Here is a 25,860-nt window from a genome sequence, read left to right as displayed (position 1 = left end):
CCAGATGATGCCGCGGCCAGCGGGGATCAGGGCTCGCGAAAACGGATCGTGATGCACTGAATCAAGGCTGTCGCTGCCGCCTCAAAGCTTGCGCAGCGCGGTGTGCATTTCGGACATAAGCCGGTTCATCTCGGCCACACGTTCGGGGTCGATTTTCGCGAAAGTCAGATCATAGATCGCGCGCGCTTCAACCAGAGCGAGTTTGCGCAGCCGGTCGCCTTTTTCCGTCAGACAGACCTCTGTCACGCGCCCGTCGGTCGGGCGCGGGCGGGTTGTCACCATCTCGTCCTTGATCATCCGCTGAATGAGCTTGGTCGTGGTGTTCAGCTTTTGCGCCGAAAACGCAGCGATTTCGGAAACCGACAGATATTGATCCTCGTAAAGGCTCATGAGCGCGCGCCAGCGCGGGATGTCGATGCCGATGGGGCGGATGCGCCGTTCAAGGGCGTCGGCGTAGGCCGCGTTCAATTGGCTGATCCAGTAGAAGGGCCAGTCGGCCTTGAAATGTTTGGGATGGGTTATTGCGTCGATCATAGGGCTGGCAGGAACCGTTGTTTTCTTCCCTTATGTCGAAGTTGGGCTGGATTGTAACGTGAATTTGCCCGTTTATCGTGAGGTTACGCTGCGTCGGGTTTCGCTTGGGGTTTCGCCGGTCCAGCCGCGCCAGGCCCGCCAGAAGGCTGTCGGGTCGGTGTAGCCGAGGGCCTGCGCGACATGACCCACCCGAGCCCCGGGCAGTGCAAGCAACCGGGCCGCCCGGCGATAACGGATGTCGTCGACAAGCGCACGCAGGCTGGTGCCCTCGGCGGCCAGGCGCCGTTGCAATGTGCGCGGGCCCATGTGGAGTGCAGCCGCCACCCGGTCGAGCGTGACAACCGACAGGCCGAGGCTTGCGTCGATGACGGCACGGGCCGCCTCCGCCGTTCCGCCTGCGCCGGTCCCCGTGTCGTCGCCATCGCCCATGAGGTCGCGCACGTGGCGCTCCAGCGCTGCAAGCAGCCCGGTATCTTCCTGCCGAAGCACCCGTTCCGCATCCTGTCGGGCCACGAGCAGCCGGTTGATCGGCTGTCGATAGCGGACCGGCGCCCGGAAAAGCCGTTCCAGCACAGAGGGATCCGCGCCGGCGGCATGTTCGAAATGCACTTCAACCGGTGCGAAGCGGGACGAAAAACTGTCCCGGATCACCTGCGTCGTCGAAGACAGGGAGAACTCCGCATCCTGTCGGCGCGGCCAGAGGGCGCTGTCCGAAATCCGGTAGGAAAACACGAAGGTGTCCTGGTCCAGCACCCATTGGCTTTGCGTTCCGCTTTGCAGCGCGTTGGCGTAGCGTGCGATGCGGCTCATGCCACGTTCGATGCTCGCGCTCAGCGACAGGATCAGGCCAGCCGGTCCCATGTCTGCAGCCGCCAGTTCAGAGCCGATGCGGGCGCCGAGGATCGGATCGCCGGACACCTCGGCAGCGGCTTCGAGAAAGTCGACGAAGAGGGGCAGGGGGATCGCGCCATAGGGGTCCGAAAGCTGCGCGGCCGAAATTCCGGTGCGGTTGAGCAGCGGTTGCGCCGAACGCCCCTGCGCCTCGAACCGGTCGATCAGCGCGGTCAGGAACGAGGCCCGCACAGCCGCAAAGGCCGTGCCCAAAGGGGTCGGGCCAATCTGGGGCGTACCAGGTGTATTTTTCGGTAACTTTACCATTTTGTCGTAAAGTATCGGATTTGTGACGCGAAATGCAATGGGTTAGGGGCCTGTTTCTGCCGCAGCCTGTGGCAAAGGCGAAGGGGAGGACGAAGACCGCCCGCCCACATCGCCAGTCAAGGGAGACCCACATGCTTGATCGCGACAATTTTCTGCGCGCCGAGAACACGCGCCACCAGTTCCACCCGATGACCCACCCGATGATGAGCGCGGAGCATCCGCCGCAGATCATCACCCATGGCGACGGCTGTTACGTGACCGATCTCGACGGCAACCGGCTGGTCGATGGCGTGGGCGGCCTTTGGAACGTGAACGTCGGGCACAACCGCGCAGAGGTTAAGCAGGCCATCGTCGAACAGATGGACCGGATCAGCTATTATTCCTCGTTCTCCGGCTCCGCCACGGCGCCGTCCATCGAGCTGTCGGCCAAGGTCTGCGAGATGGCCGCAGAGGAAGAGATCACCAAGGTGATGTTCTCGGCCAACGGCTCGGACGCGGTCGAGACCGCACTGAAGCTGGCGCGGCAGTACTGGCATCTGGTGGGGCAGCCGACGCGTACCAAGTTCCTGTCGCTCAAGCAGGGCTATCACGGCGTGCATTTTGGCGGCCTTTCGGTGAACGGCGCGCCCTATTACCGCAACGCCTACGAGCCGCTCCTGGGCGGATGTTTCCAGATCGACAGCCCCTGGACCTATCGCAACCCCTACAGCGAAGACCCCGAGGAACTGGCCGATGCGGTGATAACCCAGATCGAGCGCACCATTCAGGCACAGGGGTCGCAGACCGTCGCCGCGTTCATTGCGGAGCCCGTGCAGGGCGCGGGCGGGGTGATCGTGCCGCCCGCCAGCTTCTGGCCGAAGCTGCGCGCGGTGCTCGACAAGTACGAGGTGCTGCTGATCTCCGATGAAGTCGTGACCGGTTTCGGGCGCTCCGGGTCGATGTTCGGTGCGCGCGGCTGGGGCGTGAAGCCCGACATCATGTGTCTCGCCAAGGGGATTTCCTCGGGCTACGTGCCGCTTGGCGCGACGGCGCTGAACAAGCGTGTGGCGGATGCCTGGTACAAGGAATTCTCCGAAACGGGCATTATCATGCACGGCTACACCTCGACCGGGCACCCGGTCGGCTGTGCCGCCGCTCTGGCTTGTCTCGACATAGTCGAGCAGGAGGACCTGCCCGGCAATGCCGCCAAGATGGGCGCGCGCCTATTGGAAGGGTTGAAGCCGCTGGCCGAGCGCTGCTCCATCGTCGGCGAGGTGCGCGGCAAGGGCTTGATGGTCGGGCTAGACATGGTGTCGGACAAGGACGCGCGCAGCCCGATGGACCCGGGCAATGGGATCGTCGAACGCATCGCCGGCTATGCTCGCGAGGAAGGCGCCATCGTGCGCCCGGCCGGGTCGGTCATCATCCTGTCGCCGCCGCTGGTTATCCAGGAGCCCGAGATCGACATCATCGTGGATGCGCTGACCAAGGCCTGCGACCGTTACGACGCGGAGCAGTGACATGATCGGAACGCTCCCGCGCGACAGTTTTCGGTTCAACCCGCTGCCGACGCGGGTGCTGTTCGGCGCGGGCACCCGAAGCGCGTTGGCCGAAGAGGTGGCCGCCGCCGGGATCACCCGCGCGCTGGTCCTGACGACCCCCGGTCAGAAAGGCATGGGCGAGGAGATCGCACAGGGGCTGGGCGATCTGGCGGTGGGCGTCTTCGGCGGCGCGGCCATGCACACGCCCACAGATGTGACGCAGGTTGCGCTGGACGCTTTGACCGCCGCGGGCGTGGATGGCGTCGTGTCGGTGGGCGGCGGCTCGACCATCGGGCTGGGCAAGGCGCTGGCCGCGCGCACCGGAGTCGCGCAGGTGGTCCTGCCGACCACCTATGCCGGGTCCGAGATGACGCCGATCCTGGGCGAGACCGAGGACGGGCTGAAGACCACCCGCTCGGGTCCCGAAATCCAGCCAGAGGTGGTGATCTACGACATCGAGCTGACGCACAGCCTGCCCGCCGGGATGAGCGTCACCTCGGGGATCAACGCCATCGCCCATGCGGTCGAGGCCCTGTATGCGCCGAACGGCAACCCGGTGATGGATGCGCTGGCGCTGGAAGGCATCCGCGCGCTGGTGGGGGCCTTGCCAAGGATTGCCGCCGACCCTGCGGGCGGGGCTGGGCGCGAGGCGGCGCTCTACGGTGCCTGGCTCTGCGGCACTTGTCTGGGCAATGTCGGGATGGCGCTGCATCACAAGCTTTGTCACACGCTGGGCGGCAGCTTCGGGCTGCCCCATGCCGAGACGCATACCGTCATCCTGCCCCATGCACTGGCCTATAACGCGCCCGCGGTGCCTGAGGTGATGGCCGCACTCAGACCGATCCTGGGCGACGATCCGGCGGCAGGACTGCACGCGCTGGCCCGCGACTTGGGCGCGCCGGTCAGCCTGCGGGCACTGGACCTGCCGGAAGACGCCATCGACCGCGCCACCGAGCTTTCCATGCAGGCGCGTTATCCCAACCCAAGGCCGCTGGAGGCCGAAGCCATCCGCGCCACGCTTGCCCGGGCGTGGGCGGGCGATGCCCCGATCAGCGAGGGAAAGACATGACCGAGTATTTTACCGAAACCGGGTCCGTCGAGGCCGTCACCGCGCGGGTCTCTCCGCAGGCCGATGCGCGTCTGGCAGAGGTCATGGCGTCTCTGGTCAAGCACCTACATGCCTTCGTGAAGGACGTGACCCTGACCGAGGCCGAATGGGAGATCGCCATCGACTTCCTCACCCGCACAGGCCAGATGTGTTCGGACACGCGGCAGGAATTCATCCTTCTGTCGGACGTGCTGGGCGTTTCGATGCTGGTGGACGCGGTCAACAACCGCAAGCCCGCCGGCTCGACCCCCTCTACCGTCTTCGGCCCGTTCCACGTCGACGGGGTGCCGGAGCGAGAGATGGGCGCCAATATCTCGCTGGACGGGGTAGGCGAGCCCTGCCTGTTCCAAGGCAGGGTCGTCGATCTGGACGGCCACCCGATCGCGGGCGCGACGGTGGATGTCTGGTCCGACAATGCGGACGGTTTCTACGATGTGCAGCAGCCGGACACCCAGCCGCAGCACAACAATCGCGGCGTGTTCCGAACCGGGGACGATGGCCGTTACTGGTTCACCGGGATCAAGCCCGTCAGTTATCCTATCCCCGACGACGGCCCTGTGGGCCAGATGTTGGGCCAACTGGGGCGCCATCCCTACCGCCCGGCACATATGCACTTTCTCATCTCGGCGCCCGGCTTTGCCCGGCTCATCACCCACACATTCGTGGCCGGAGACTCTTATCTGGAAAGCGACGCGGTGTTTGGGGTCAAGGCGCCGCTGATCGTGAATTTCGTCGCCACTGAGGACGCCGAAAGCGCGGTTCGGTGGCGCGCCGATTACGATTTCGTGCTGCCGCCAACTTAGGCAAACACGCAAACGCGATCCCTTTAAAATGAAAAATGACGTGAAAAATCACGTAAAAATGACAGACTGACGGACAGCGAACAGGGAGTTAATCATGAAAAACCTACTCAAGACCACCGCCATTGCCATGTTGGCGGCCATCCCCGCAATGGCGCAGGCGGAATATCCGGAAAAGCCCGTCGAATTCGTGGTGCCATGGCCCCCGGGCGATCTGGAGGACATCCTGACCCGGATGATTGCCGACAAGTTCCAGGAAACCTACGATGTGCCCGCGGCCGTCGTGAACAAGCCCGGCGGCGGCGGCGGGCCCTTCCCCGGCGCGGTCGAGGTCGCGATGGCGCCTGCCGACGGATACACGGTCGGGTCCTTCGTCATCGACGTGCCCATGGTCGGCCCCTATATCGGCATTCCGCCGCTTGAGGGCAATCCGTTCGATCCGATAGGCATCTTCGTCACCTATCCCTTCGTGCTCGCGGCGGCGGGGGACGCGCCCTACAAGACCATGGACGAGCTGGCCGCCTATGCCCGCGACAACCCGGTGACGCTGGGCCACTTCGGCGCTGTCACCAGCCCGGCGCGTCACAGCCTGGCCATGGCCAAGGCACTGGACTTCGCCTATGCAACCGACGCCGCCTTCGACGCGCTGGATTGCAACACGCTGGCCTCGGGCGATGCGGATGTCATCAACACGACGCTGCAACTGATCCGTCCCTGCCTCGACGACCTGACCATCCTGATGGCCGACACCAACAACCGCATTCCGGTACTGCCAAACGTGCCGACGGCGGGCGAGATCGAGCCGAAGCTGGATTTCTCGACCTGGAACGGGCTTTTCGTACACGAGGACACGCCGCAGGATGTGCGCGACAAGATCGCCAAGGTTGCGGCAGAGGTCATGGCCTCCGACGACGCAAGGACCCTGTCCGAAGAGACCGGGGCCGAAGTCTACTGGCTGGATGCCGACCAGTCCAATGCGCAGATGGCCAAGGATGCCGAGACGCTGAAGCGCATCTCGGAATTCCTGGGCGAGTAAGGCCCCGGCGGGGCGGCATCGGGTCGCCCCCCAAGCCATGCGGACAAACACATGAAACGCGTGTTCAATTTCCTCGCGATGTTCCGTCGCGAACGGCAGCCGGGTGACCTGGTCTTTGCGGTTGCCTTCTTTGTCATAGCGCTCGCGGCGGCTGCGGTTTTGCCGCAGGAGGCCAGTTTCACCGCCGGGAAACAGCTTGTGGCGCAGCCCGGCTTCTGGCCCGCCGTCGGTGTGGCCATGATGGTGCTGTTCGGACTGGCGCATCTTGTGTCGACGGTCAACGCCCCACGCCTGCCCGGCCGGCTGAAAGAGGTCATGGCCTGGGGCAGGTCGCTGGAATTCGTCGCCTGGTTCGTCGCTTATGTCACCGTCATGCCGGTCGTGGGCTACCTGCCCGCGACGCTGATCCTGTCGGTTACGTTGGGAATCCGGCTGGGCTATCGCAGCCCGCGGGCGATCTTCGCCTCGGCGGGATTTGCCGTGGCCGTGGTGCTGGTGTTTCGCGCGGGCCTTGGGGTGCGGATTCCCGCGGGCGATCTTTATGATCTGCTGCCCCCCGCGATCCGCAGCTTTGCAATCATGAACCTGTAGGGCTTCAGATGCTGGACACACTCTCACTCGCCGCCGGGCACCTGATGCACTGGCAAGTCATCGCGGCGCTTCTGGTCGGCTCGATCGGGGGCGTCGTCATCGGTGCGATCCCCGGCGTCGGGCCTGCGGTCGCCATCGCCATCCTGCTGCCGGCGACCTTTTCGATGGAGCCACTGGTCGGCCTGACCCTGCTGCTGGGGATCTACGGGTCCAGCATGTACGGCGGCTCACTGCCCGCGATCCTGATCAACACACCCGGAACGGCGGTCAATGCGCTAAGCACCTATGATGGTTATCCCATGACGCGTAAGGGTCAGGCGTTGCGCGCCCTTGGACTGGCCTACGGGGCTAGCTTCCTGTCCGCCATCTTCTCCATCCTCGTGCTGATCCTGTTGTCGCCGGTCCTGGCCAAGGTCGCGCCCATGTTTGGCTCCCGCGAGATATTCCTCGCGGCGCTCCTCGGGATCGTCCTGGTGATCATCGCCCACAAGGGCCAGATGGCCGCCGCCGGAATGACGGCGGGCCTCGGCATCCTGTTGCAATCGGTCGGAATGGAGCCGGTCGCCTACACCATGCGCTATACCTTCGGCATGGGCTGGCTGACCTCGGGGCTCGACCTGATCGTCGTGGTGTTGGGCCTCTTCGCGATATCGCAGGCCTTCGCGCTGATGATCGAACCGGAAAGCGCGCCCGACACGCAGCCCGTCAGCGGGTCCATGGTCCGGGCAATCCGCGAAGTGCTGGGCTTCAAGCGGGTGGCGCTGACCGGGTCGAGTTATGGCGTGCTGATGGGCATGATCCCCGGCGTGGGCGAGTTCACGGCCCAGTTCCTCAGCTACACCACCGCGCGGCGCTTTTCGAAGACGCCGGAAGATTTCGGCAGGGGCAGCCCCGAGGGGCTTGTCGCTTCGGAAAGCGCCAACAACGCCGTGCCCGCCGCCGCCATGATCCCGCTGCTGGCGCTGGGGATCCCGGGCGAGGCGCTGACCGCCATGATGCTGTCGGTCTTCTACGTGCACAACGTGGTGCCGGGGCCGGGGCTGTTCCAGAACCAGCTCGACTTCGTCTATGCGCTGTATCTGGCGCTGATCGTACTCAATGTCATCGTGATCCTGTGGATGCTGGTGTCGTCAAACCTGCTGATCCGCCTGATCCGCGTGCCGACCCGGTTCCTGGGCATGGCGATCCTGATCATGAGCTTCGTGGGCATCTACTCGCTCCGCAATTCGGCCGTGGACTGCTTGGTCGCCGCCGGGTTCGGCGTGTTCGGCCTGATCCTCAAGCGGCTGAACCTGCCGGTGGTGCCGATCATCCTCGGGATGGTTCTCGGCAACATCATGGAGGTCAAACTGCGCGCCGCCGCGGCCCGGATCGAAGGCCCGCTCGATTTCGTCAGCCGCCCGATTTCCGCGATCCTCGTCCTCGCCATCCTGTTCATCGTCGTCCAGGCCATCCGCACCACGGTTCGTGAGTGGTCGGCCGAGGCGTCCCCAGACCCCCAGACGCGTGCGTAAGGCACAAAGGAGTTAACCATGAAGATTGGCGCCCCCGACAAGGCCCCGAGCAGCATCGCCGCTGCCGTCACCGACTTTCTCAAAGCCCCGAAGATGCTGATCGGCGGCACAAGCTGCGACGGCGAAGCGGGCAGCTTCGATGTCTTCAACCCCGCCGACGGTACGGTGCTGGCTAGTGTGCCGGAGGCCAGCGAAGCGGATGTGGACCGCGCCGTCGCTGCCGCCGGTGCCACAATGGCGGGGACCTGGGGCAGCATGTCCGGTGCCGGGCGCACCGGCCTGATGCTGAAACTCGCCGACCTGATCGAAGAGAACGGCGAAGAGCTCGCGCAGCTCGAAACGCTGGAGAACGGCAAGTCCATCATGATGAGCCGCCTGATCGAGGTGATGTCCTCGGCGGAATACATCCGCTACATGGCGGGCTGGGCCACCAAGATCCGGGGCGAGACGCTCGACGTGTCCATCGCGATCCCGCCGGGCACGCAATACACCGCCTTCACCCGCAAGGAGCCGGTCGGCGTCGTGGCCGCGATCACGCCGTGGAACTTCCCGCTGAACATGGCCGTGTGGAAGATCGCGCCCGCGCTGGCGGCAGGCTGCACGGTGGTGCTGAAACCGGCTGAGGAAACGCCGCTGACCTCCTTGCGATTGGTCGAGCTTGTGCGCGAGGCCGGGTTCCCCGACGGCGTCGTCAATGTCGTGACCGGAGGCGGAGCCGTGGGCGCGGCGCTGGTACGTCATCCGGGCGTGAACAAGATCACCTTCACCGGCTCGACCGAGACGGGCAAGAAAATCGGCGTTCAAGCGATGCAGGACGTCAAACCCGTGACTCTCGAACTGGGCGGCAAGGCCCCTATGGTCATGTTCGACGACATGGACCTGTCCCTGCTGGGCCCCGCCGCCGGGATCGGGATCTTTCTCAACGCCGGGCAGACCTGCTGCGCGGGCGCGCGGCTGTTCATCCAGCGCGGCATCTACAAAGAGGCGGTGAGTGTGCTCAAGAACATCGTCTCCTCCCTGCCCATCGGCCCGGGCATGGACCCGGCGAACCAGATCAACCCGTTGGTCAGCGCCAAACATCATGCCCATGTCAAAGGCGCCATCGACAAGGGAATCGAAGACGGGGCGACACCGCTTTTGTCCGGCGAGGCGCCCGACGCCGGGTATTTCGTCGCGCCTCAGCTTTTCGAAGGGGCGGGGGCGCAATCGGCGCTCATGCAGGACGAAGTTTTTGGCCCGGTCGCAACGATCACCCCCTTCGACACCGAGGATGAGGTCATCGCGATGGCCAACGACGTGCGATATGGCTTGGGCGCGTCGTTGTGGAGTCGGGACATCAACCGCGTCATGCGGCTGGTGCCAAAGGTGCAGGCGGGGACGGTCTGGATCAACAGCCACAACATCCCTGACCAGAACATGCCCTTCGGCGGCTTCAAACAGTCAGGGATCGGGCGCGAGCATGGGTCGGGCGCGCTGGATAATTTCCTGGAAACCAAGTCGGTCTGCGTCGCCTATAGTTAAGCCACTTGTGGGGACAGGCATGAGCCGGGCAAAGCGCGCTTTGCCCGGCGCGCGTTCAGGCTTTCACGTGAAGAGTGATATTGGGAAAGGGACACCCAAGGTCATCCTTGTCCCTTCGTGACACCTCCTCAAAGCCAAGTGTGTCGTAGAAGCGGACGGCTTGTTGGTTGTGCGTGTAAACCTCGAGGGAAAGCTCCCCCTTCAGGTCCAGCGCATGCGCGATCAGCCGCCGCCCGATGCCCAGACGGTGGCAGTCGGGAGCGACGAATATCCCGCCGACGAAGTGTCCCAACAAGCTGATGAACCCGACCGCCTTGTCATCAAGGCAGGCAACCCAGGTTTCGGCCTTGGGAAGGTACTGGTCTTCGATCTGCTTGCGCTGTTCGCGCAGCCTCGGTTCCCCGATGAACGGGTGCGCTTTCAGAGATGCGTCAAACCAGATGTCGGACAGGGTCGTAAGATCCCGGGCCCAGTCAAAAGGCCGGATCGTCAGGGTATTGGTCTCCATGAGACCTCCATAGTTGTCATGCAAAAAGGGCCGGCAATTCTGCCGGGCGATACCGCAAACTGCGGTTCAATCGAGACCTCTGTGCATGACTCTCCTTCTATGGATGTCTTGGTCTAGCGACCTTAAACGCGTGTTCCGATACAATAAAGGGTCCGGGGCCTGCAAGCTCCGGACCCTTTGTATGCGCCGTTTGCGCGTCGGGTCTTCACGGCGTCATCAGCACCGATTTCGACGGGTAGTCCGACGCCCATGTCGCGGGCAGGGGGGCGACAAAGACGTTTTCCGTCCGGTTGCGCGTATAGCGCCACTTGCCGTCTTCGCACTTGCGGTAGCTGTTCCAAAGCCGCGACGAGCGCAAGAGCGCCTTGCCGTCCGAGAAAAGCCAGGGCTGCATGTGCACCCAATTGCCTTCGGCGGTCATGGCGTCGTCAGACACGCGGATCTGCTCGGACGTCAGGTAGTGGCAGTTCAGGATCAGGGCGGGATCGGTCTTGCCCCCCCAGAAGCCCTGAAAGTGCTTCTTGACCGCGTCCCAGCCCTCGGCCCGGCCGAATTGGTTGTCATAGTATTCGCCGACGCCTTCCCAGACTGCTTCGGGCGCGAACAGCTCCATGATCCGGTCGATACGCTCGGCATCGTCGTTGCACCCGAACTCGGGATTCGGTGTGTCGCACAGGAACATGTAGCGCGCCTGAACCCGGCGCACCTCGGCCTCGGCCTCAAGGATCGCGATCCGGGTTTGCAGCTGTTCGATCTGATTCTCAGACATTGGAGCCTCCTTGTTGTGGTAATATTCCCGTAAAATAGCCGATAAACTGTGCGAGCGACAGGAAAATGTAAAATTCACATGAATTTTCTTGACTGAGATCAATGACGCGGTAATTTTACTGTAAATCCCGCGACCAAAGACGGGCACCAGAACCACAGGGAAAGCGCAATGACCGTCTCGACGGACCGATATTCTGCATTCGTTTCAAACCTCGACCTCGGGACCGCTGACGGTCTGGCGGTCGCGGTGAAGGACTGCATCGACATCGCCGGGCATGTCACGGCCTCGGGCTCTGCCGCGCTGGCCGACGGCGCCCCGGCGAAGGCCCATGCGAAGGTTGTCGAAGATTTGCTTGCGTCCGGTGCCCATGTCGTGGGCAAGGCCAAGATGCACGAGCTCGCCTACGGTATGACCGGGGTGAACGCGGCCTTCGGGACGCCGGTGAACCCGCGCTGGCCCGACCGCATTCCGGGTGGCTCGTCCTCCGGGTCGGCGGTTGCCGTGGCCGGGGACCTCTGCGACGCGGCGGTCGGCACCGATACCGGCGGCTCGGTCCGCCAGCCCGCGATCTGCTGTGGCCTCTACGGGATCAAGCCCACCTTTGGCCGGATCAGCCGCGACGGCTGCCATCCGGCAGAAAGCACGCTGGACTGCGTAGGTGTCTTAGCCCGCTCCGCCAAGGTGCTGACCCGTGCGATGCAGGCCGCCGATCCGACGTTTACGCCAGAGCCTTTGACCGCCGCGCCGCGCATGGCGCGTGTGAGGGTCGACGACCTCGATCCGCGGATCGGAGAACCGCTGGTCTACGGCCTGATGGAAGGCTTGCCAGAGGCCGGATACGTCCAGCTTCCCGGCATGGAAGAGGCCTTCGACGCGGCCATGACGGTGATCGGCGCAGAGACTTACAGAGCCTGCCACGCCTTGCTGGACGACCCGCGGCTTGGCGATGACGTGCGCGCACGGCTGTCCGCCGCTGGGGCGATCACGCCTGACCGGCTTGAGCAAGCCGAAGACGTCCGGACCCGGTTCACAGCTGAGGTGGACGCGGCGCTGGCCTCGGTTGACGTGCTGATCACCCCTGCAATGCCGACCGTGCCCCCGACGCTGGACGAGGCCACGGATCCCGCAAAGGTCCTGCCGCTGACCCGCTTCCTGCGGCCGTTCAACCTGACCGGCCATCCGGCGATTGTGCTTCCCGTTCTCGGGGAGCTGCCGCTGGGTCTTCAGATCGTCGGCCGAAAGGGCGCCGATGCGCAGCTTTGCGCGGTTGCCGAATGGATGGCCGACACCTGCCCCATGTTCCGAAAGGAGGAGTTCGCATGAACGCCCAAGCCCCCGTGGCTCAAAAGCCCGAAACCAAGGACGCGGTGCTCGACAGCATCCGTGCCCGCGCGACGGAGTTCCAGTCGCTGCGCCATATCCCCCAGGACGTGGTGAACCAGTTCAAGGCGCTTGGCGTCTACCGTGCCTTCGTCCCGGAACGGTTCGGCGGCAGCGACATGTCGCCATCCGCCTTCTGCCGCCTGATCGAGGACATCTCGGCCGCCGATGCCTCGGCGGGCTGGGTGGCCAGCTTCGGCGTCTCGGCCACGTATCTCGCGACCCTGCCGGTCGAGACCTATACCAAGATCTTCCGGACCAATCCCGACACGGTCTTTGCCGGTGCGATGTTCCCGCCGCAGACAGCCAAGACAGTCGACGGCGGCTACGAGGTGCGCGGGCAATGGCCATGGGGTTCGGGCATCATGGGCGCTGACCTGGCCGGTGCTGGCATCAAGGTAGAAGGCAACGACACCAAGCTGCCACTGATCGCGATCATGCCCCGCGAAAAGGTCGAGGTGGTCGACACCTGGAAAACAGTCGGACTGGCAGCCACCGGCAGCCACGACATCAAGGTCGATGGCGTGGTGGTGCCGCCCGAGTGGACCTTCGTGCGGGGCGCAAAACCCAGCATGGACGACAAGCAGTTCCGCTATCCCTCCATGGCGCTGGCCAGCCAGGTTCTTGCCGTCGTGGCGCTTGGCGCGGCGCGCGCGGCGCTGGATTATATCCACGAAAGCGCGAGTCGCCAGTCGGTCACCGGTGCCCCGAAGCCCGGCGCGCGCCCCTACCTGCAAGCCGAATACGCCAAGGCCCGGGGGCTCTACCTCGGCGCGCGGGCCGCGTTCTACGACACGCAGGACGAGGCCTGGGAGCAGCTCGACCACCAGGAGGCGGTGGACCGCGACATGCATGTCCGCCTGCGCCTTGTCGCCTCGAAGGCGGCCCGCGACGGGGCAGAGGCCGCGCGCCTGGCCTTCGCCCTTGGCGGGTCCAACGCCATCGAGCAGGGCCACCCCCTGATCCGCAACATGATCGACGCCGCGTCCGTCGCCCAGCACGCCTTCCTGTCCGAAGGCACCTTTACCGGGGCGGGTGCGGCGATGTTCGACGAACCCACCATGCCCGGCTACCCGTAGGAGGCCCCGATGTCCGACAAGACCCCGATCCGCACGCTTTTGTGCTTCAACAACCACCCGACGTTCTTTTCGCTGCCCTTCGATCAGATCGGCCCGGTCTGGACCGCGACGCAGGCGCTGATGCGCGGCATCGCCGACCTGGAGGGCGTCGAGATCACCGGCACCTTCGACGATGACCAGACCATGGTCGGCGCGACGCAGGGCTTCCCCTTCACCTGGTACATCATGGCCGATTTCCCCGACCGCGAGACCGTGCAGGCCGCCTGCAACCTGCTGCGCACCATCCAGGTGGGCGAAGGCAACGACCGCCTGTGGAAGTACATGACCGTCGAGGCGCGCATGGGTCGCGCCTTGGAAATTCCCGCACAGCACAGGAGCTGAGCCATGTCCCTCGATATGCCGAAATTCAGCGATCTCGACGCGCTCTACGACGAAGAGAACGCCAAGGTCGCGACCGAGATGTACGAAGACCCCGATCTGTTCGCCGAAGAGATGGAGAAGGTCTTCAAGCGGACCTGGGTCTTTGTCGCCCATGAAAGCGAATTCCCCGACAAGGGGTCGTTCAAGCTGTCAAACGTGGGTCTGGAACCCGTGATCGTCGTGCGCGACCGCAAGGGCAAGATCCACTGCATGGTCAACCGCTGCCGTCACCGCGCCGCGACAGTCTGCGAGGTCAAGAAGGGCAAGACCGCCTCGTTCCAGTGCCCCTATCACGGCTGGGGCTATGCGCTGGACGGCAGCCTGCGCGCGCTGCCCTACCCCGAGCAATACGGCGACGATTTCGACAAAGCCCAGCATGGCCTCCTGAAACTGCGGACCGAGGCCTATAACGGCATGGTCTTCGCCACCTTCAACGACGACATCGAACCGTTGGTCGATTTCCTCGGCCCCGAGGTCTGCCGCTATATCGACCTGTTCATGAAACAGGGCGGCGGGTTCCCGGTGAAGGTGCTGGGCGAGCATCAGTTCACCGTGCCGATGAACTGGAAGGTGCAGCTGGAAAACACCACCGACGCCTACCACTTCCCGGTGGTGCACAAGAGCTTCATGCAGACGCTCGACGGCGCGACGAACGAGATGTTCGACTTTCTCGACAAGGGCAAGGGCTGGGTCGAGGACCTGGGCAATGGCCATTCGGTCATGATGATGATCCCCGAGCTAGAGGATCTGGAGGCCAATCTCGACGCGCCGATCCCGGAACGCTTCTCGGCTTTGGCGCAGGAGCTGCGCGACGAAGGCTATCCCGATGACCAGGTGCGCCGCATCGTCCGCGCGGTTGGCGGGGCGGGGTTCAACCTGAACCTCTTCCCGAACGTGTCCTTCAGCCTCGCCTTCTTCCGGGTGCTGACCCCGGTCAGCGTCGAGCGGACCGATATCCGCCACATGGCGCTTGGCATGGATGGCGGCCCGGCGGCGGCGAACCAGATGCGCCTGCGCCTGCACGAGCACTTCCAGGGCCCGATGGGTTTTGGCAGCCCCGATGACGCCGAGGTCTGGGAGCGCGTCCAGCGCGGTACCAAGGGCGGCGAGCAACTGCCCATCCTGGTGAACCGCGGCATGGTCGACGAAGAGCCGGGCACCGCCGGCCCGCGTGGCCATATCAGCGCCGAGACCGGCATGCGCGCCGCCTACAAGATGTGGAAGAGGATGATGGCATGACCGAGATGTCCAAGATCGACACCAATGCGCTTCTCATGGATGTGACCCGGTTTCTCTGGCACGAGGCCGACCTGCTGGACGCCTGCGCCTATGACGAGTGGCTGGACCTCTGGACCGAGGACGGGCTTTACATCATGCCGATGGGCGCGGGCGAGGATTACGCCAACCAGCTCAACCTGTGCTACGACAACGCCAAGATGCGGCGTGACCGGATCGGGCGCTTTCAGGCCGGGTTCTCGATTTCCTCGGCGCCGCCCGCCGTCACCGTGCGCACGATCAGCCGTATCGTGATCGACAAGACCGAGGGCGACTTGATCGCCGTGCGCGCGGCCGAGCATCTCATCGAGGACAAGTTCGGGCGTCAGCGGACCTGGGCTGGCAACGCCTACTACGAGCTGAAGGCCGTTGACGGCGGCTTCAAGCTGCACCGCAAAGTGGTCAAGCTGCTCAACTCCGACGGGATGCTGAATTCGTTCAGCTATCTGTTCTGATGGTGGCGCCCTTGCCAGATCAGATTCAGACCGCCGTCATCACCGGCGGCGCGCGCGGCTTTGGCGCCGAAGTCGCCCGCGCCCTGCACCGCGACAGCTTTCGCGTCGTCATCACCGACATGGAACCGGAGCATGCCAAGGCTCTGGCATCGGAACTGGACCTCTCCGGAGAAACGGCGACGACCGCTACGCTGGACGTGACAAAGCCCGAAGATTTCCAGACGGTGCTGGACCAGTGCATCACCTTCTACGGCTCTGTCGAGGTGCTGGTGAACAATGCCGCGCGCACAGCCGTGCAGCCGGTGCTCGACATCGACCCCGCCTTCTTCAACGAGGTGATGGCCACCAATGCGGGCGGCACCTTTGCCGGCTGCCAGATCTTCGGCCGCCACATGAAGGAGCGCGGCTATGGCCGGATCGTCAACATGGCCTCGCTGGCCGGGCAGAACGGCGGGACGGCCACGGGGGCGCATTACGCCGCCTCCAAGGGCGCGATCCTGACGCTGACCAAGATCTTTGCCCGCGACCTCGCGCCCTTTGGCGTGACCTGCAACGCCATCGCGCCGGGCCCGATGGACACGCCCATGGTGCGCGAGGTCCTGGGCGACAACATCGACGCCGCCAGGAAGAACATCCCCGTGGGCGACCTCGGCGATCCCAAGTTCGTGGCCGAGCTGGTCTCCATGCTCGCAGCCCCGCGCGCGGCCTTCGTCAACGGCGCCTGCTGGGACGTGAACGGCGGGATCTACATGAGATGAGCCTCGACATGACCGATACCATGACCCTGACCGTGACCGAGCGGATCGACGACCGGGGCGGCATCGCCCGCATCCGGTTGACGGGCGACGACCTTCCGTCCGTCACCGCCGGCGCGCATCTCGACATCTACCTGCCCGACGTGGATCTGTGGCGCCAGTATTCGCTGTGCTCCGACCCGGCGGAAACCGGGTTCTACGAGATCGGCGTGCTGAAGGACCCGGCCTCGCGCGGCGGCTCTGTCGAGGTGCACCGCGTGGCACAGCCCGGCGCGACGCTGAAGGTCGAAGGCCCGCGCAACCACTTCCCGTTGGATGAAAGCGCCACAAAGACGGTGCTGTTGGGAGGGGGCATCGGCATCACACCGATGATCGCCATGGCGAAACGGCTGCACGCGCTCGGCAAGGATTTTGTCCTGCACTATTGCACCCGCTCGCAATCCGTGACCGCCTTTCACGACGCGCTGAAGGCTGCGCCATTCTCCGACCGCGTGGTGTTCCACCACGACGACGAAGCGGCAGAGCAAAAGCTGGACCTGACCCGCGACCTGCCCGCGCCCGCGCCGGACACGCATCTTTACGTCTGCGGCCCGCAGGGCTTCATGGACTGGGTGATCGACACCGCCGAAGCGGCGGGCCACGCGACCGGGAACGTGCACCGCGAGTATTTCTCGGCCGATGTGGACCTGACCGGCGACAGCTTCGAGGTCGAGGCCCGCGCCTCGGGTGTGACGCTGACGATCGGGCCGGAAGACACCATCGCCAAGAAACTGGCCGAGCACGGCATCAAGATCGACGTCAAATGCGAAGAAGGCGTCTGCGGCACCTGCGTGACCGACGTTCTGAGCGGGGACATCGACCACCGCGACCAGTTCCTGACCGACGAAGAACGCGAAGACGGCGACCAGATGTGCGTCTGCTGCTCGCGCGGGCGCGGCAAACTCGTGCTGGACATCTGAAAGGGGACGACATGGACCTGACCGAAGACCAGATCGCCTTCCGCGAAGGCATGAGCCGCATGGGCGCGGCGGTGAACCTGATCACCACCGACGGGCCGGCGGGCAAACACGGGCTGGTCGCCTCGGCAGTCTGCTCGGTCACTGACAGCCCGCCCACGGTGCTGGTCTGCATCAACCGAAACAGCTTTGTGCACGACAAGTTCCTGCAGAACGGTACGCTCTGCGTCAACGTGCTGGCCAGCCAGCATCAGGACCTGTGCAACACCTTCGCCCGTTACGTCGAAGGCGTCGACCGCTTCGCCTATGGCGACTGGATCACCCGCGCCACTGGCTCTCCGGTGCTGACGGATGCCAATGTCGCGCTCGATTGCCGGATCGGCAGCCTGCTCGAACAGGGCACCCATTCGGTGATGTTCTGCGAAGTCCGCGCGGTGCACCTGTCGGACCGGCCCGCCGCCGGGCTCGTCTACTTCAGCCGCGACTATCACCACCTGCACAGGCCCGCCTGATCCTCCCCGGACGCGCGCCAGCAGGGGTGTCGGCCGGGGGCGGACCACCCCTTATCTCCGCCCCCGGCCAGAAACCCAACCAGACCCCGGATGAACGGGGCACTTCTTTCAACCAACAGGGAAACGCTCGAATGAAAACCATAACCAGAGTTCTTGCCACCGCCTGCGTGGCGACCGTGACCACCGCAACCGCCGGGTGGTCAGATACCGTCCTCACGCTCAACAGCTGGCTGCCGCCGACCCATCCGCAGGTCACCGACTTTGTGCTGCCCTTCGCCGAAGATATCGAGCGCGTCACCGAGGGCCGCGTCACGGTCAACGTCCTGCCCGCCCCGATGGGACCGCCCCCTGCCACCTTCGATCTCGTCAAGAACGGCGTGGTCGATATCGGCTACTCGGTCCAGGGCTACACGCCGGGCCGGTTCAAGACCTCCGCCGTCGCCGAGATGCCCTTCCTGACCTCGGATGCCGTGGTATCTTCGGTGGCCTATCAGCGCGTGCACGACGCGATGCTGGCCGAGGCCGGGGAATACGAAGGCGTCAAGGTGCTGGCCGTCCACACCCATGGACCGGGACAGATCTTCTCGTCTTCGCCGATCGCCAGCGTCGACGACCTCGAAGGCCAGAAGATCCGTGTCGGTTCAGTCGTGGCGCATGACCTGGCCTCATTGCTCGGCGCCGTACCGGTCGAAGGGCCTTCGTCGAAATCCTATGAGCTGCTGAGCCAGAAGGTGGCGGACGGGATCTTCTTCCCGTGGGAGTCCGTCAACTTCTTCCGGCTGGGGGATCTGCTGTCGTCGGCCTTCGTGGCAGAGGGTGGGGTCTACAACACCGCCTTCCTCTTCGTGATGAACCAGGCAAAATGGGACTCCATCGCACCCGAGGACCAGGCCGCCATCGAAGAGATCATCGGCGAGCCGCTCGCGCACAAGGCGGGCGAGATGTGGAACAAGGCCGACGCGGCGGGCCGCGCCGCGATGGAGGGCAAACTCGACATCTACGACGCCACGCCCGAGGACATCGCCACGCTGAAAGAGCGGTTCAAGCCGGTGATCGAAGCCAACATCGCCCTGATCTCCGAGACCGGCGTCGACGGGCAGGCGGCCTATGACATGCTGCTCGACGAAATCGCCAAGCTCGAAGCGGAATGACCGCAACGATTTCTGCAGCCAGCGGGGTGACCCGCTGGCTGCGCAGCGGCATCGCAGCGATATGCGCGGTGCTGCTGCTTGCCATGATGCTGTTGACCATGGCGGACGTGCTGGGGCGCTATCTGATGAACGCACCGGTCAAGGGCGCCACCGAACTGACCGAGTTGATGCTGGCCGCCGTGATCTTCATCGGCCTGCCCGCCGCCAGTCTCGACCGCGACCATATCTATGTCGACGTTCTGACGGCACGGCTGTCCGGTTGGCTCCAGGCCGTTCTGGAAACAGCCGTGGCGCTGGTCTCCTCCGGCATTCTCGGGGTGGTAGCGTGGCGGCTGTGGAAGATCGGCGACCAGATCGCCGGGTATGGCGGCACGACGCCGACGCTCAAGCTGCCGCTTGCGCCCCTCGCCTACGGGGTGGCGGTGCTCTGTGGAGCGGCTGCGGTCATCACCCTCGTGCAGATACTAGGAAAGCGAGGCCATAATGGCTGAGTGGGAAATCGGTCTCGTCGTCCTCTTCGGGATGCTCTTTGCAGGCGTGCCCATCGGGCTGGCGCTGACCCTCGTGGGCACCATCGGCACCGTGGCGATCATCGGCTGGGCGCCGTCGCTGGCGCTCTTGGGGCAGACCTTCTTCGACAACAGCCGCGCCTATGCGCTGTCGATCCTGCCGCTGTTTCTGATGATGGGCAATTTCGTCGTCCAGTCGGGCATCGCCAACGACCTCTACACAGCCGCCTATTCCTGGCTGCGTCACCGCAAGGGCGGGCTGGCCATGGCCACCGTGATCGCCTGCGGAGGCTTTTCGTCGGTCTGCGGCTCATCGCTGGCCACCGCGTCGACCATGACCAAGATCGCCATGCCGTCGATGCGACGGTTCAACTATCCCGACAGCCTGTCTACGGCCTCGATCGCAGCCGGGGGTACTCTGGGCATCCTGATCCCGCCCTCCGTCATTCTGGTGTTCTACGGGATCATGACCCAGCAGGACATCGGCAAGCTGTTCCTTGCGGGCATCGTCCCGGGTCTGATCGGCATCGCGCTATACGTCGTCGCCGTGCGGATTTCCATCGCCACGGGCAAGTTCGATCTTCCGACCGAACCCAAGCTGCCACTGGCGGAGCGCCTATACTCTCTCAAGGGCGTGATCGGAGCGCTCTGCCTGTTCGTCTTCGTGATGGGCGGCATTTACCTTGGCGTCTTCACCCCGACAGAGAGCGCGGGCATGGGGGCTGGGGGCGCGTTCCTGTTGGTTATCCTGCAACGCCGGATGAACCTCTCCGACCTGATGCGCACGCTCTTCGACACCGCCAAGACCACGGCGAGCATGTTCCTGATCCTCTTCGGCGCGCTGACCTTCGCGAATTACGTCAACCTGTCGGGCATGGGCCGCGACATTCAGGACCTTGTGACCGTGACCGACAACCGGCTGGTGGCAATCCTGATCATCACGGCCATCTACCTTGCCCTGGGCTGCGTTCTGGAGGGGCTGTCGATGATCACCCTCACAATCCCGATCTTCTATCCCATAGTGGCCGGGCTGGGCTACGATCTGATCTGGTTCGGCGTCTACGTGGTGATCGTCACAGAGCTGAGCTATATCACGCCACCCGTTGGTCTGAACGCCTTCGTGCTGAAGTCGGTCGTCAAGGATGTCTCACTCGGCACGATCTTTCGCGGCCTCTGGGCGTTCCTGCTGGTCGACGTGGTGCGCGTAGCGCTGATCCTCGCCTTTCCGGCGCTGGTGTTGTTCCTGCCGCGCATGATGTGAGGCGCGCGGGCCTGTGCCGGGCCTGTGTGGCTCCGCCGCGTTTTGGCGCGGCCCGGATGCCCGGTTCCATCGAACGGCGCGTTTGGTGCACGTGGGGGCCTCTTGCCCTCCGTGCCGCAAACGGCAAGCTTGTAGTCAAAGTGTACCCACCCGGTGCAGCGACACACGTGCGCACGGTCCGGCTTGACCGCGCGCATCGCGATTTTCAGGCCGCGCCGAACGTCCGGTTTCCGGCGCGCGCCGCACCGACGAAGGCATGAAGGGTGGACACATGAGCGATACATCCGATCGTCTGACCCGTGTGCTTGCCAAACTGGAGCGTCCTGAGCCGGGGCAAAGGAACTGGACGCGTGCCACCCAGAGGCTGCGGATTTGGTCCTAAGCCATACGTTCTCGGATATGCTTGAGCGGGCCGGGCCAATTCGACTTTCAGATGCGCGCGGCGATGAATACCGGCGTGAGCCGGGAAGAGATCCCCGAGATCGTGCTAGAAACCTCGGTCCATGCCGGTGTCCCCGCGTGCATGAACACCATCGCCGCTGCGCGCCGTGCAAAGGGCCGGAGCATTGCGGCGGCCCTTTGCGCCCGGATCACGCGGAATGAAACGCGAGATCCAGCGCCTTGACCCCGTGGATGTGGTTCGAGCGCAGGATGTCCACCCGCCCCGTGGTTTCGATCCGGGCGACGCGGGTGGCCAGTTCTTCGATCAAAACGCGAATCTGCAACTGGGCCACGAAGTTTCCAAGACAGAAATGCGGCCCGCCCTTGCCGAAGGCCATGTGCGGGTTGCGTGCGCGGCCGATGTCGAACCGGTCGGGCGCATCGAAGTGAGCCTCGTCGCGATTGCCTGACGTGAAATACATCGCGACCTTGTCCCCCGTGGCGATCTCTGCGCCGGCCAGTGCCATGTTCCGCGTTGCGATCCGGCGCACGAAATGGACGGGCGAGGCCCATCTCAGGATCTCGTCCGTGGCGGTCTGGCTCTTGATCCCCCCGGCCCGAAAACGATCCCATTCGCCCGGATGATCGGCCAGAGCGCGCAGACCGTGGCTCATCGTGTGGCGCGTGGTCTCGTTGCCGGCCACGACCAGCATCAGGAAATAATTGAGGAATTCGTCCTCGGTCAGGGGACGCCCGTCCACCTGCGCCTGCACCAGCATCGTGATCACATCCTCGCGCGGATTGGCGCGTCGGTCCGAGGCCAGCTCGCGCCCCATCTCGAAGGCCTGAAGCGCGGCGGGATGGCCGAAGGGCATCATCCGGCGCTCGGCCTCCGAATACTGGTCCACGATCGGATCGACGAAGTCCGGATCGTCCGAACCAATCAGCATGTCCGACCAGCGGATCAAATCCTTGGTCCGGTCGGTCGGAATACCCAAGAGCGAGCAGAGCGTGATGATCGGCACCTGCTTGGTCAGCGTCTCGACCGCCTCGAAGCTTCCCGTGCCGGCCAGGTCGTCCAGCAGGGCGGCGACGCGGTTGCGCACGTCTGCCTCCAGCCCGCCGACACCGCGCCGGGTAAAGCCGGGCAGGGTGATCATCCGCATCTTGCCGTGTTGCGGCGGGTCCATTTCCAGCAGCGTGCGCCGCTTGTCGTTCTGCGCGTCGTCGAAATCGTCGAGCGAGATGACGCCATTGCGCGAAGAATAGGTCTCGGTGTCCTTGGACACGGCTACGATGTCATCGTAGCGAGTCACCGCCCAGAAGCCGCGGTGCCCGTCGTGGCGCTCGTTCCAGGCGACCGGTGTTTCGGCGCGCAGGCGGGCGAATTCCGCCTGCGGCGGACCGTCCTGCCACAACCCCGCATCGGCAAGGTCGATCCGGGTCCGGGGTCTGGTCTGTTCGGTCGTCGTCATGTCCTGTCCTCCGATGCATGGGCGAGAAACGCCATGATCCACTGCGCGGCGCGCGTGGTCTGGCGCGGGCTATCCAGAGCGGCGAGCCCGGCCTCCGTGGCGGCTTCGCCGATCCTCTGGCGTTCAAAGTCGTAGACCTCGGCGGCGAAGGCCGGGTCCATTTCGGGGTGAAGCTGGATGGTCAGCGTACGCGGGCCGATCTGCGTGATGCCGTAGGGGCAAAAGGCCGACCCGGCCAGAACCCGGGTTCCGGGGGCAGGGTGCGTCACCTGATCGTGGTGCAGGGCAATCAGGCTGATGCCGCCGCCGTCGTCCTCTTCGACCCCGTCGGGCAGGGCCGTGACGTCGTAATGGTGGACGCCGATGCCCCAGTCGCGGCACTCCTCGACCCGCCCGCCCAGCATGTGATGCAGATGCTGGTGCCCGTAGCAGATCCCGATCAGCGGCACGCGCCCGACAAGCGGGGCAAGAAAGTCCGAAAGCGCGCGCTGCCACGGCGCATCGTCCAGAACACTGGCCGGGCTGCCGGTCAGCAGCCAGGCGTCGCATTCAACTGCGCTGTCGGGCAATTCGCCTTGCCACACGGCATAGAACCGGGTGTCGAACGGCTGACCCGCTTCAGCCAGAAGCGGCGGGAACCAGTCGGCGAAGCGCCCGAAGCGGGCCCAGTCGGGGCGGTTCTCACCGCATTCGAGAATACCGATCTTCATGGCTTACCCCAGCTCGAAAAAGCGGCGGCGTTCGTCGATCAGGGTCTTGCCCTCGAACTTGCGGGCCTGATCGGCGCGGGTGGCGCTGAAGGTTTCGACAAAGCGCGGCGACAGCCAATCGGCGGCAAGGCTCGATCCGCGCAGCGCCTCGATTGCGGCGTTCATGCCGTCGGGCAGGGCAGGGCCCTGCGCCACACCCGGCACATAACCGTTTCCCCTTGTCGGGGCACTTGGCTCCAGCCCCTCCTCGATGCCGGCCAGACCGGCGGCGAGGGTGGCCGCGATGACAAGATGCGGGTTCGCATCTGAACAGGGCAGGCGGTTTTCCACCCGCAGCGAGCGCGCGCCGTGACCGACCACGCGGAAGGCGGTGGTGCGGTTCTCGACACCCCAGGAAAAGGCGGGCGGGGCAAAGGTCCCGGGGGCAAAGCGGCGCCACGCGTTGACCGTCGGCGCAAAGATCAGCATGAGCGCGGGCAGATAGGTCTGCATCCCGCCGATGAACTGGCGGAAGCTGTCGCTCATCCGGTCGGGGGCCTGCGCGTTCCAGAACACCGGCTCGCCCTCGGCATCCGCCAGCGAGACATGGATATGCATCGACTGGCTGTCCGCCTCTTCCGACCAGCGCGGCATGAAACATACGGTCTTGTCCTGACCCATCGCCAGCACCCGCAGGAAGTTCTTGAGCAAGGCTGACTGGTCCGCGGCCTCCAGCGCGCCGGTGGCCGAGATGCAGCATTCCATGAAGCCGCCGCCGATCTCTTCGTGCATCTTGCCCAGCCCGATGTTGAGCGGCCCGCACATGTCGGCAACGGCGGCATAGAACCTCGATTGCGCAGCCTGATAGATGATCAGGTCGTGGCTGGGATGCGCCGTCGCGGTGGTCAGACCGTCATAGCCCTTGGCAACAAGACTGGCGGGTGTCTCGTCGAACAGTGTGAATTCCAGCTCGACGCCAACCTTGGGGCGCAGCCCGGCGTCCCGCACGCGCCCCAGCACCTTCCTCAGCAAGGCGCGGGGGCAAAAGGCGGCGGCCTCTCCGGTGAACTCGGCAAGATACAGCGGGCTGTCTTCGTCCCGCTCGAACGGGATATGCCTGAGGCTCGCCGCATCGACGGCGAGGGTCGCGTCGTGGAAGTCGGCGGTGTCGTCGGTGACACCGGGCATGTCCAGAATGTCGTCGGTCGGGTCCAGCGCCAGTTGCACGGGCGACATGCCCGGCCCTTGTTCAAGCAGTCCCGAAATGTCAGCGCCCCGCGTCTTCTGTCCACGAAGCAAACCGTTCGTGTCGACAATGGCGATGGTCGCGAAACGGCTGTGCGTCTCACTCATGATGTCGTTCCCTGTTCAATCGGCCTGTGGATCAGGCTCTGCGCGTGCCTTGACGTTACGGCCTTTTCCGGTCACATTTTGATTTATAACGTCAATTTCTTGATGTTTCAGGTCATGCTATGGTTGAAACAGGCGAATATGAGCGCGCCCGGCGGATTCAGACAAAGATCCTGCGCGGTATCCTGAACGGGGCGCGGCTGGACGACGCCGAGTCGTTGCTTGCGGCCGAGGGAATGAACCTGGCGGACCTGAGGGACGAAGGTGGGACCATGCCCTTTGCCGCCTACCTGAGGCTCTTCGACCGGATCGCCGAGGCGCAGGGCCGCGAGAGTTTCGGACTGGAACTGTCGACGGGCATGGGTCCGGAACTGGTGGGCCCAGCAGGCTATATCTTTGCTGCCTCGCCCGATCTGGCCCATGCCGTCCGGTCGCTGTCGTCCAGCGTCTTCACCATCCAGGATGCGACCGCCTTCGATGTGCACGACAGCCCGGCACCGCATGTACGTTACCGGATCACCGACGACGACCTGACGCCGCGCCGTCAGGATGTGGAGTTCTCGCTGGGATACGTGGACCGCTTGATCCGCCTTCTGCTCGGGCCCGGCTATGCGCCGTCCGAGGTCTGGTTCGAACACGCCCGTCCCGCCCGGTTGGGCGCACACGAGGCCGTTTTCCGCGCGCCGGTGTTCTTCGATCAGGAAATGAACGCGATCTGGTTCCAGCCCGTCGACATGACCCGTCGCGCGCCGGGCCACGATCCCAACCTCGTCGCGCTGATGCAGCACTACATCCAGTTGCTCGCACAGCGCAGTCACGCCATCGGGACCTGGACAGAGGAGGTGCGGCAGGTCCTCGCCGGACAACCCGGAGGCGCGGAACTGGAAACGGTTTGCCGCCAACTCGGCGTCAGCCCGGCCACGCTGGGGCGGCGGTTGCGCGACGAAGGGACGACGTTTCGCGACCTCGGCAGGCGGCACCGGATCGAACGTGCGGCGCGGATGCTGTCAGAGACCCGCCTGAGCGTGCTGGAGGTCGCGCTGCGGGCGGGCTATGGCGAGACCGCAAGCTTTACCCGCGCCTTTCGCGACGTGATGGGCCCCACCCCACGCAACTGGCGCAACAACCCGTCGCCCGGAGCGCGCTGAGGCGC

Annotated in this window: 27 protein-coding genes; 20 read left to right on the top strand and 7 right to left on the bottom strand. The window is 64.7% G+C overall.

The genetic code is table 11. The features are described 5' to 3' along the window. Positions 1-81: 81 nt before the first annotated feature. Both ABFK29_RS23780 and ABFK29_RS23775 read right to left on the bottom strand, forming a co-directional pair. On the bottom strand, positions 82-534 hold the full coding sequence (locus tag ABFK29_RS23780; protein ID WP_005861535.1) for a MarR family winged helix-turn-helix transcriptional regulator: 453 nt from the start codon (positions 532-534) through the stop codon (positions 82-84). 72 nt (positions 535-606) lie between these two features. Further along, positions 607-1,617 (bottom strand): AraC family transcriptional regulator, encoded by a 1,011-nt coding sequence (locus tag ABFK29_RS23775; protein ID WP_347100727.1) that lies wholly within the window; start codon positions 1,615-1,617, stop codon positions 607-609. A 206-nt stretch (positions 1,618-1,823) separates the two neighbouring features. Between ABFK29_RS23775 and ABFK29_RS23770 the strand changes: the two genes are divergently transcribed. From ABFK29_RS23770 to ABFK29_RS23740, 7 genes are all read left to right on the top strand, one after another. Then, complete coding sequence (locus ABFK29_RS23770) at positions 1,824-3,191, top strand: aminotransferase class III-fold pyridoxal phosphate-dependent enzyme (protein WP_005861531.1); 1,368 nt, start codon at positions 1,824-1,826, stop codon at positions 3,189-3,191. 1 nt (position 3,192) lies between these two features. Then, positions 3,193-4,281: a maleylacetate reductase gene (locus ABFK29_RS23765; protein WP_005861529.1), complete on the top strand. Its 1,089-nt coding sequence runs from the start codon at positions 3,193-3,195 to the stop codon at positions 4,279-4,281. Further along, positions 4,278-5,123, top strand: coding sequence for an intradiol ring-cleavage dioxygenase (locus ABFK29_RS23760; RefSeq protein ID WP_005861527.1), 846 nt, complete (start codon positions 4,278-4,280; stop codon positions 5,121-5,123). Before ABFK29_RS23765 ends, ABFK29_RS23760 begins: the two co-directional genes overlap by 4 nt. A 94-nt stretch (positions 5,124-5,217) precedes the next feature. Continuing rightward, positions 5,218-6,156 (top strand): tripartite tricarboxylate transporter substrate binding protein, encoded by a 939-nt coding sequence (locus ABFK29_RS23755; RefSeq protein WP_040604891.1) that lies wholly within the window; start codon positions 5,218-5,220, stop codon positions 6,154-6,156. Between the two features lie 51 nt (positions 6,157-6,207). Next, positions 6,208-6,747: a tripartite tricarboxylate transporter TctB family protein gene (locus ABFK29_RS23750; RefSeq protein ID WP_005861521.1), complete on the top strand. Its 540-nt coding sequence runs from the start codon at positions 6,208-6,210 to the stop codon at positions 6,745-6,747. Between the two features lie 8 nt (positions 6,748-6,755). Further along, the gene (locus ABFK29_RS23745) at positions 6,756-8,261 is read left to right on the top strand and encodes a tripartite tricarboxylate transporter permease (RefSeq protein ID WP_005861519.1); all 1,506 of its coding nucleotides are present in this window, start codon (positions 6,756-6,758) and stop codon (positions 8,259-8,261) included. Between the two features lie 18 nt (positions 8,262-8,279). Further along, positions 8,280-9,782, top strand: a complete 1,503-nt coding sequence (locus ABFK29_RS23740; RefSeq protein WP_005861517.1) for an aldehyde dehydrogenase family protein — start codon at positions 8,280-8,282, stop codon at positions 9,780-9,782. A 55-nt stretch (positions 9,783-9,837) separates the two neighbouring features. Here the strand turns inward: ABFK29_RS23740 and ABFK29_RS23735 are convergent, their stop codons facing one another. Both ABFK29_RS23735 and ABFK29_RS23730 read right to left on the bottom strand, forming a co-directional pair. Beyond that, positions 9,838-10,290: a GNAT family N-acetyltransferase gene (locus ABFK29_RS23735; RefSeq protein WP_005861515.1), complete on the bottom strand. Its 453-nt coding sequence runs from the start codon at positions 10,288-10,290 to the stop codon at positions 9,838-9,840. A gap of 205 nt (positions 10,291-10,495) precedes the next feature. Continuing rightward, positions 10,496-11,059 (bottom strand): nuclear transport factor 2 family protein, encoded by a 564-nt coding sequence (locus tag ABFK29_RS23730; RefSeq protein ID WP_005861513.1) that lies wholly within the window; start codon positions 11,057-11,059, stop codon positions 10,496-10,498. 168 nt (positions 11,060-11,227) lie between these two features. On the opposite strand from ABFK29_RS23730, the gene ABFK29_RS23725 reads away from it, so the two are divergent. The 12 genes from ABFK29_RS23725 to ABFK29_RS25210 all read left to right on the top strand — a co-directional run bounded on the left by ABFK29_RS23725 (position 11,228) and on the right by ABFK29_RS25210 (position 21,437). Continuing rightward, a complete protein-coding gene (locus tag ABFK29_RS23725; RefSeq protein WP_005861511.1) occupies positions 11,228-12,382 on the top strand; it encodes an amidase in 1,155 nt (384 codons plus the stop codon). Then, entirely contained in the window at positions 12,379-13,518 is a 1,140-nt protein-coding gene (locus ABFK29_RS23720; protein WP_005861509.1) for an acyl-CoA dehydrogenase family protein, read from the top strand. The genes ABFK29_RS23725 and ABFK29_RS23720 overlap by 4 nt, the downstream gene beginning before the upstream one ends. A 9-nt stretch (positions 13,519-13,527) precedes the next feature. Next, on the top strand, positions 13,528-13,899 hold the full coding sequence (locus ABFK29_RS23715) for a hypothetical protein (protein ID WP_005861507.1): 372 nt from the start codon (positions 13,528-13,530) through the stop codon (positions 13,897-13,899). Positions 13,900-13,902: 3 nt separating this feature from the next. Continuing rightward, positions 13,903-15,177 carry an aromatic ring-hydroxylating dioxygenase subunit alpha gene (locus ABFK29_RS23710; protein WP_005861505.1) on the top strand — a complete coding sequence of 425 codons (1,275 nt, stop codon included), beginning with the start codon at positions 13,903-13,905 and terminating at the stop codon, positions 15,175-15,177. Next, positions 15,174-15,668: an aromatic-ring-hydroxylating dioxygenase subunit beta gene (locus tag ABFK29_RS23705; RefSeq protein WP_005861503.1), complete on the top strand. Its 495-nt coding sequence runs from the start codon at positions 15,174-15,176 to the stop codon at positions 15,666-15,668. The genes ABFK29_RS23710 and ABFK29_RS23705 overlap by 4 nt, the downstream gene beginning before the upstream one ends. Continuing rightward, positions 15,668-16,426: an SDR family NAD(P)-dependent oxidoreductase gene (locus tag ABFK29_RS23700; RefSeq protein WP_005861501.1), complete on the top strand. Its 759-nt coding sequence runs from the start codon at positions 15,668-15,670 to the stop codon at positions 16,424-16,426. Before ABFK29_RS23705 ends, ABFK29_RS23700 begins: the two co-directional genes overlap by 1 nt. An 8-nt stretch (positions 16,427-16,434) precedes the next feature. Next, complete coding sequence (locus ABFK29_RS23695; protein ID WP_157136561.1) at positions 16,435-17,382, top strand: PDR/VanB family oxidoreductase; 948 nt, start codon at positions 16,435-16,437, stop codon at positions 17,380-17,382. Positions 17,383-17,393: 11 nt separating this feature from the next. Next, entirely contained in the window at positions 17,394-17,891 is a 498-nt protein-coding gene (locus ABFK29_RS23690; RefSeq protein ID WP_005861497.1) for a flavin reductase, read from the top strand. A 131-nt stretch (positions 17,892-18,022) separates the two neighbouring features. Next, a complete protein-coding gene (locus tag ABFK29_RS23685) occupies positions 18,023-19,042 on the top strand; it encodes a TRAP transporter substrate-binding protein (protein ID WP_005861495.1) in 1,020 nt (339 codons plus the stop codon). Beyond that, entirely contained in the window at positions 19,039-19,533 is a 495-nt protein-coding gene (locus ABFK29_RS23680) for a TRAP transporter small permease (protein ID WP_005861492.1), read from the top strand. Before ABFK29_RS23685 ends, ABFK29_RS23680 begins: the two co-directional genes overlap by 4 nt. Then, entirely contained in the window at positions 19,526-20,812 is a 1,287-nt protein-coding gene (locus ABFK29_RS23675; protein ID WP_005861490.1) for a TRAP transporter large permease, read from the top strand. The genes ABFK29_RS23680 and ABFK29_RS23675 overlap by 8 nt, the downstream gene beginning before the upstream one ends. Before the next feature lie 433 nt (positions 20,813-21,245). Continuing rightward, positions 21,246-21,437 carry a hypothetical protein gene (locus tag ABFK29_RS25210; protein WP_415857463.1) on the top strand — a complete coding sequence of 64 codons (192 nt, stop codon included), beginning with the start codon at positions 21,246-21,248 and terminating at the stop codon, positions 21,435-21,437. On the opposite strand, the gene ABFK29_RS23670 is transcribed toward ABFK29_RS25210, so the two are convergent. Genes ABFK29_RS23670 through ABFK29_RS23660 form a run of 3 tightly spaced genes read right to left on the bottom strand, consistent with a single transcriptional unit; the run spans position 21,403 to position 24,710 of the window. Continuing rightward, positions 21,403-22,668: a cytochrome P450 gene (locus ABFK29_RS23670; RefSeq protein WP_005861486.1), complete on the bottom strand. Its 1,266-nt coding sequence runs from the start codon at positions 22,666-22,668 to the stop codon at positions 21,403-21,405. The genes ABFK29_RS25210 and ABFK29_RS23670 overlap by 35 nt on opposite strands. Next, complete coding sequence (locus ABFK29_RS23665; protein ID WP_005861484.1) at positions 22,665-23,378, bottom strand: glutamine amidotransferase-related protein; 714 nt, start codon at positions 23,376-23,378, stop codon at positions 22,665-22,667. The genes ABFK29_RS23670 and ABFK29_RS23665 overlap by 4 nt, the downstream gene beginning before the upstream one ends. 3 nt (positions 23,379-23,381) lie before the next feature. Beyond that, positions 23,382-24,710 (bottom strand): glutamine synthetase family protein, encoded by a 1,329-nt coding sequence (locus ABFK29_RS23660; RefSeq protein ID WP_005861482.1) that lies wholly within the window; start codon positions 24,708-24,710, stop codon positions 23,382-23,384. A 119-nt stretch (positions 24,711-24,829) separates the two neighbouring features. Here ABFK29_RS23660 and ABFK29_RS23655 point away from each other — a divergent pair, with 119 nt between their 5' ends. Then, complete coding sequence (locus ABFK29_RS23655; RefSeq protein WP_347100718.1) at positions 24,830-25,855, top strand: AraC family transcriptional regulator; 1,026 nt, start codon at positions 24,830-24,832, stop codon at positions 25,853-25,855. Positions 25,856-25,860 lie beyond the last annotated feature (5 nt).

It is taken from the genome of Sagittula stellata E-37 (assembly GCF_039724765.1).
Taxonomy (GTDB): domain Bacteria; phylum Pseudomonadota; class Alphaproteobacteria; order Rhodobacterales; family Rhodobacteraceae; genus Sagittula; species Sagittula stellata.
This window is presented reverse-complemented; position numbering and strand designations above follow the sequence as displayed.

Coding starts and splice junctions, on each gene's coding strand:
- ABFK29_RS23740 (WP_005861517.1), top strand. CDS start 8,280: ATGAAGATTGGCGCCCCCGACAAGGCCCCGAGCAGCATCGCCGCTGCC.
- ABFK29_RS23750 (WP_005861521.1), top strand. CDS start 6,208: ATGAAACGCGTGTTCAATTTCCTCGCGATGTTCCGTCGCGAACGGCAG.
- ABFK29_RS23735 (WP_005861515.1), bottom strand. CDS start 10,290: ATGGAGACCAATACCCTGACGATCCGGCCTTTTGACTGGGCCCGGGAT.
- ABFK29_RS23665 (WP_005861484.1), bottom strand. CDS start 23,378: ATGAAGATCGGTATTCTCGAATGCGGTGAGAACCGCCCCGACTGGGCC.
- ABFK29_RS25210 (WP_415857463.1), top strand. CDS start 21,246: ATGCGCGCGGCGATGAATACCGGCGTGAGCCGGGAAGAGATCCCCGAG.
- ABFK29_RS23655 (WP_347100718.1), top strand. CDS start 24,830: ATGGTTGAAACAGGCGAATATGAGCGCGCCCGGCGGATTCAGACAAAG.
- ABFK29_RS23705 (WP_005861503.1), top strand. CDS start 15,174: ATGACCGAGATGTCCAAGATCGACACCAATGCGCTTCTCATGGATGTG.
- ABFK29_RS23745 (WP_005861519.1), top strand. CDS start 6,756: ATGCTGGACACACTCTCACTCGCCGCCGGGCACCTGATGCACTGGCAA.
- ABFK29_RS23685 (WP_005861495.1), top strand. CDS start 18,023: ATGAAAACCATAACCAGAGTTCTTGCCACCGCCTGCGTGGCGACCGTG.
- ABFK29_RS23710 (WP_005861505.1), top strand. CDS start 13,903: ATGTCCCTCGATATGCCGAAATTCAGCGATCTCGACGCGCTCTACGAC.
- ABFK29_RS23690 (WP_005861497.1), top strand. CDS start 17,394: ATGGACCTGACCGAAGACCAGATCGCCTTCCGCGAAGGCATGAGCCGC.
- ABFK29_RS23755 (WP_040604891.1), top strand. CDS start 5,218: ATGAAAAACCTACTCAAGACCACCGCCATTGCCATGTTGGCGGCCATC.
- ABFK29_RS23660 (WP_005861482.1), bottom strand. CDS start 24,710: ATGAGTGAGACGCACAGCCGTTTCGCGACCATCGCCATTGTCGACACG.
- ABFK29_RS23700 (WP_005861501.1), top strand. CDS start 15,668: ATGGTGGCGCCCTTGCCAGATCAGATTCAGACCGCCGTCATCACCGGC.
- ABFK29_RS23765 (WP_005861529.1), top strand. CDS start 3,193: ATGATCGGAACGCTCCCGCGCGACAGTTTTCGGTTCAACCCGCTGCCG.
- ABFK29_RS23675 (WP_005861490.1), top strand. CDS start 19,526: ATGGCTGAGTGGGAAATCGGTCTCGTCGTCCTCTTCGGGATGCTCTTT.
- ABFK29_RS23720 (WP_005861509.1), top strand. CDS start 12,379: ATGAACGCCCAAGCCCCCGTGGCTCAAAAGCCCGAAACCAAGGACGCG.
- ABFK29_RS23725 (WP_005861511.1), top strand. CDS start 11,228: ATGACCGTCTCGACGGACCGATATTCTGCATTCGTTTCAAACCTCGAC.
- ABFK29_RS23730 (WP_005861513.1), bottom strand. CDS start 11,059: ATGTCTGAGAATCAGATCGAACAGCTGCAAACCCGGATCGCGATCCTT.
- ABFK29_RS23760 (WP_005861527.1), top strand. CDS start 4,278: ATGACCGAGTATTTTACCGAAACCGGGTCCGTCGAGGCCGTCACCGCG.
- ABFK29_RS23670 (WP_005861486.1), bottom strand. CDS start 22,668: ATGACGACGACCGAACAGACCAGACCCCGGACCCGGATCGACCTTGCC.
- ABFK29_RS23715 (WP_005861507.1), top strand. CDS start 13,528: ATGTCCGACAAGACCCCGATCCGCACGCTTTTGTGCTTCAACAACCAC.
- ABFK29_RS23680 (WP_005861492.1), top strand. CDS start 19,039: ATGACCGCAACGATTTCTGCAGCCAGCGGGGTGACCCGCTGGCTGCGC.
- ABFK29_RS23780 (WP_005861535.1), bottom strand. CDS start 534: ATGATCGACGCAATAACCCATCCCAAACATTTCAAGGCCGACTGGCCC.
- ABFK29_RS23695 (WP_157136561.1), top strand. CDS start 16,435: ATGACCGATACCATGACCCTGACCGTGACCGAGCGGATCGACGACCGG.
- ABFK29_RS23770 (WP_005861531.1), top strand. CDS start 1,824: ATGCTTGATCGCGACAATTTTCTGCGCGCCGAGAACACGCGCCACCAG.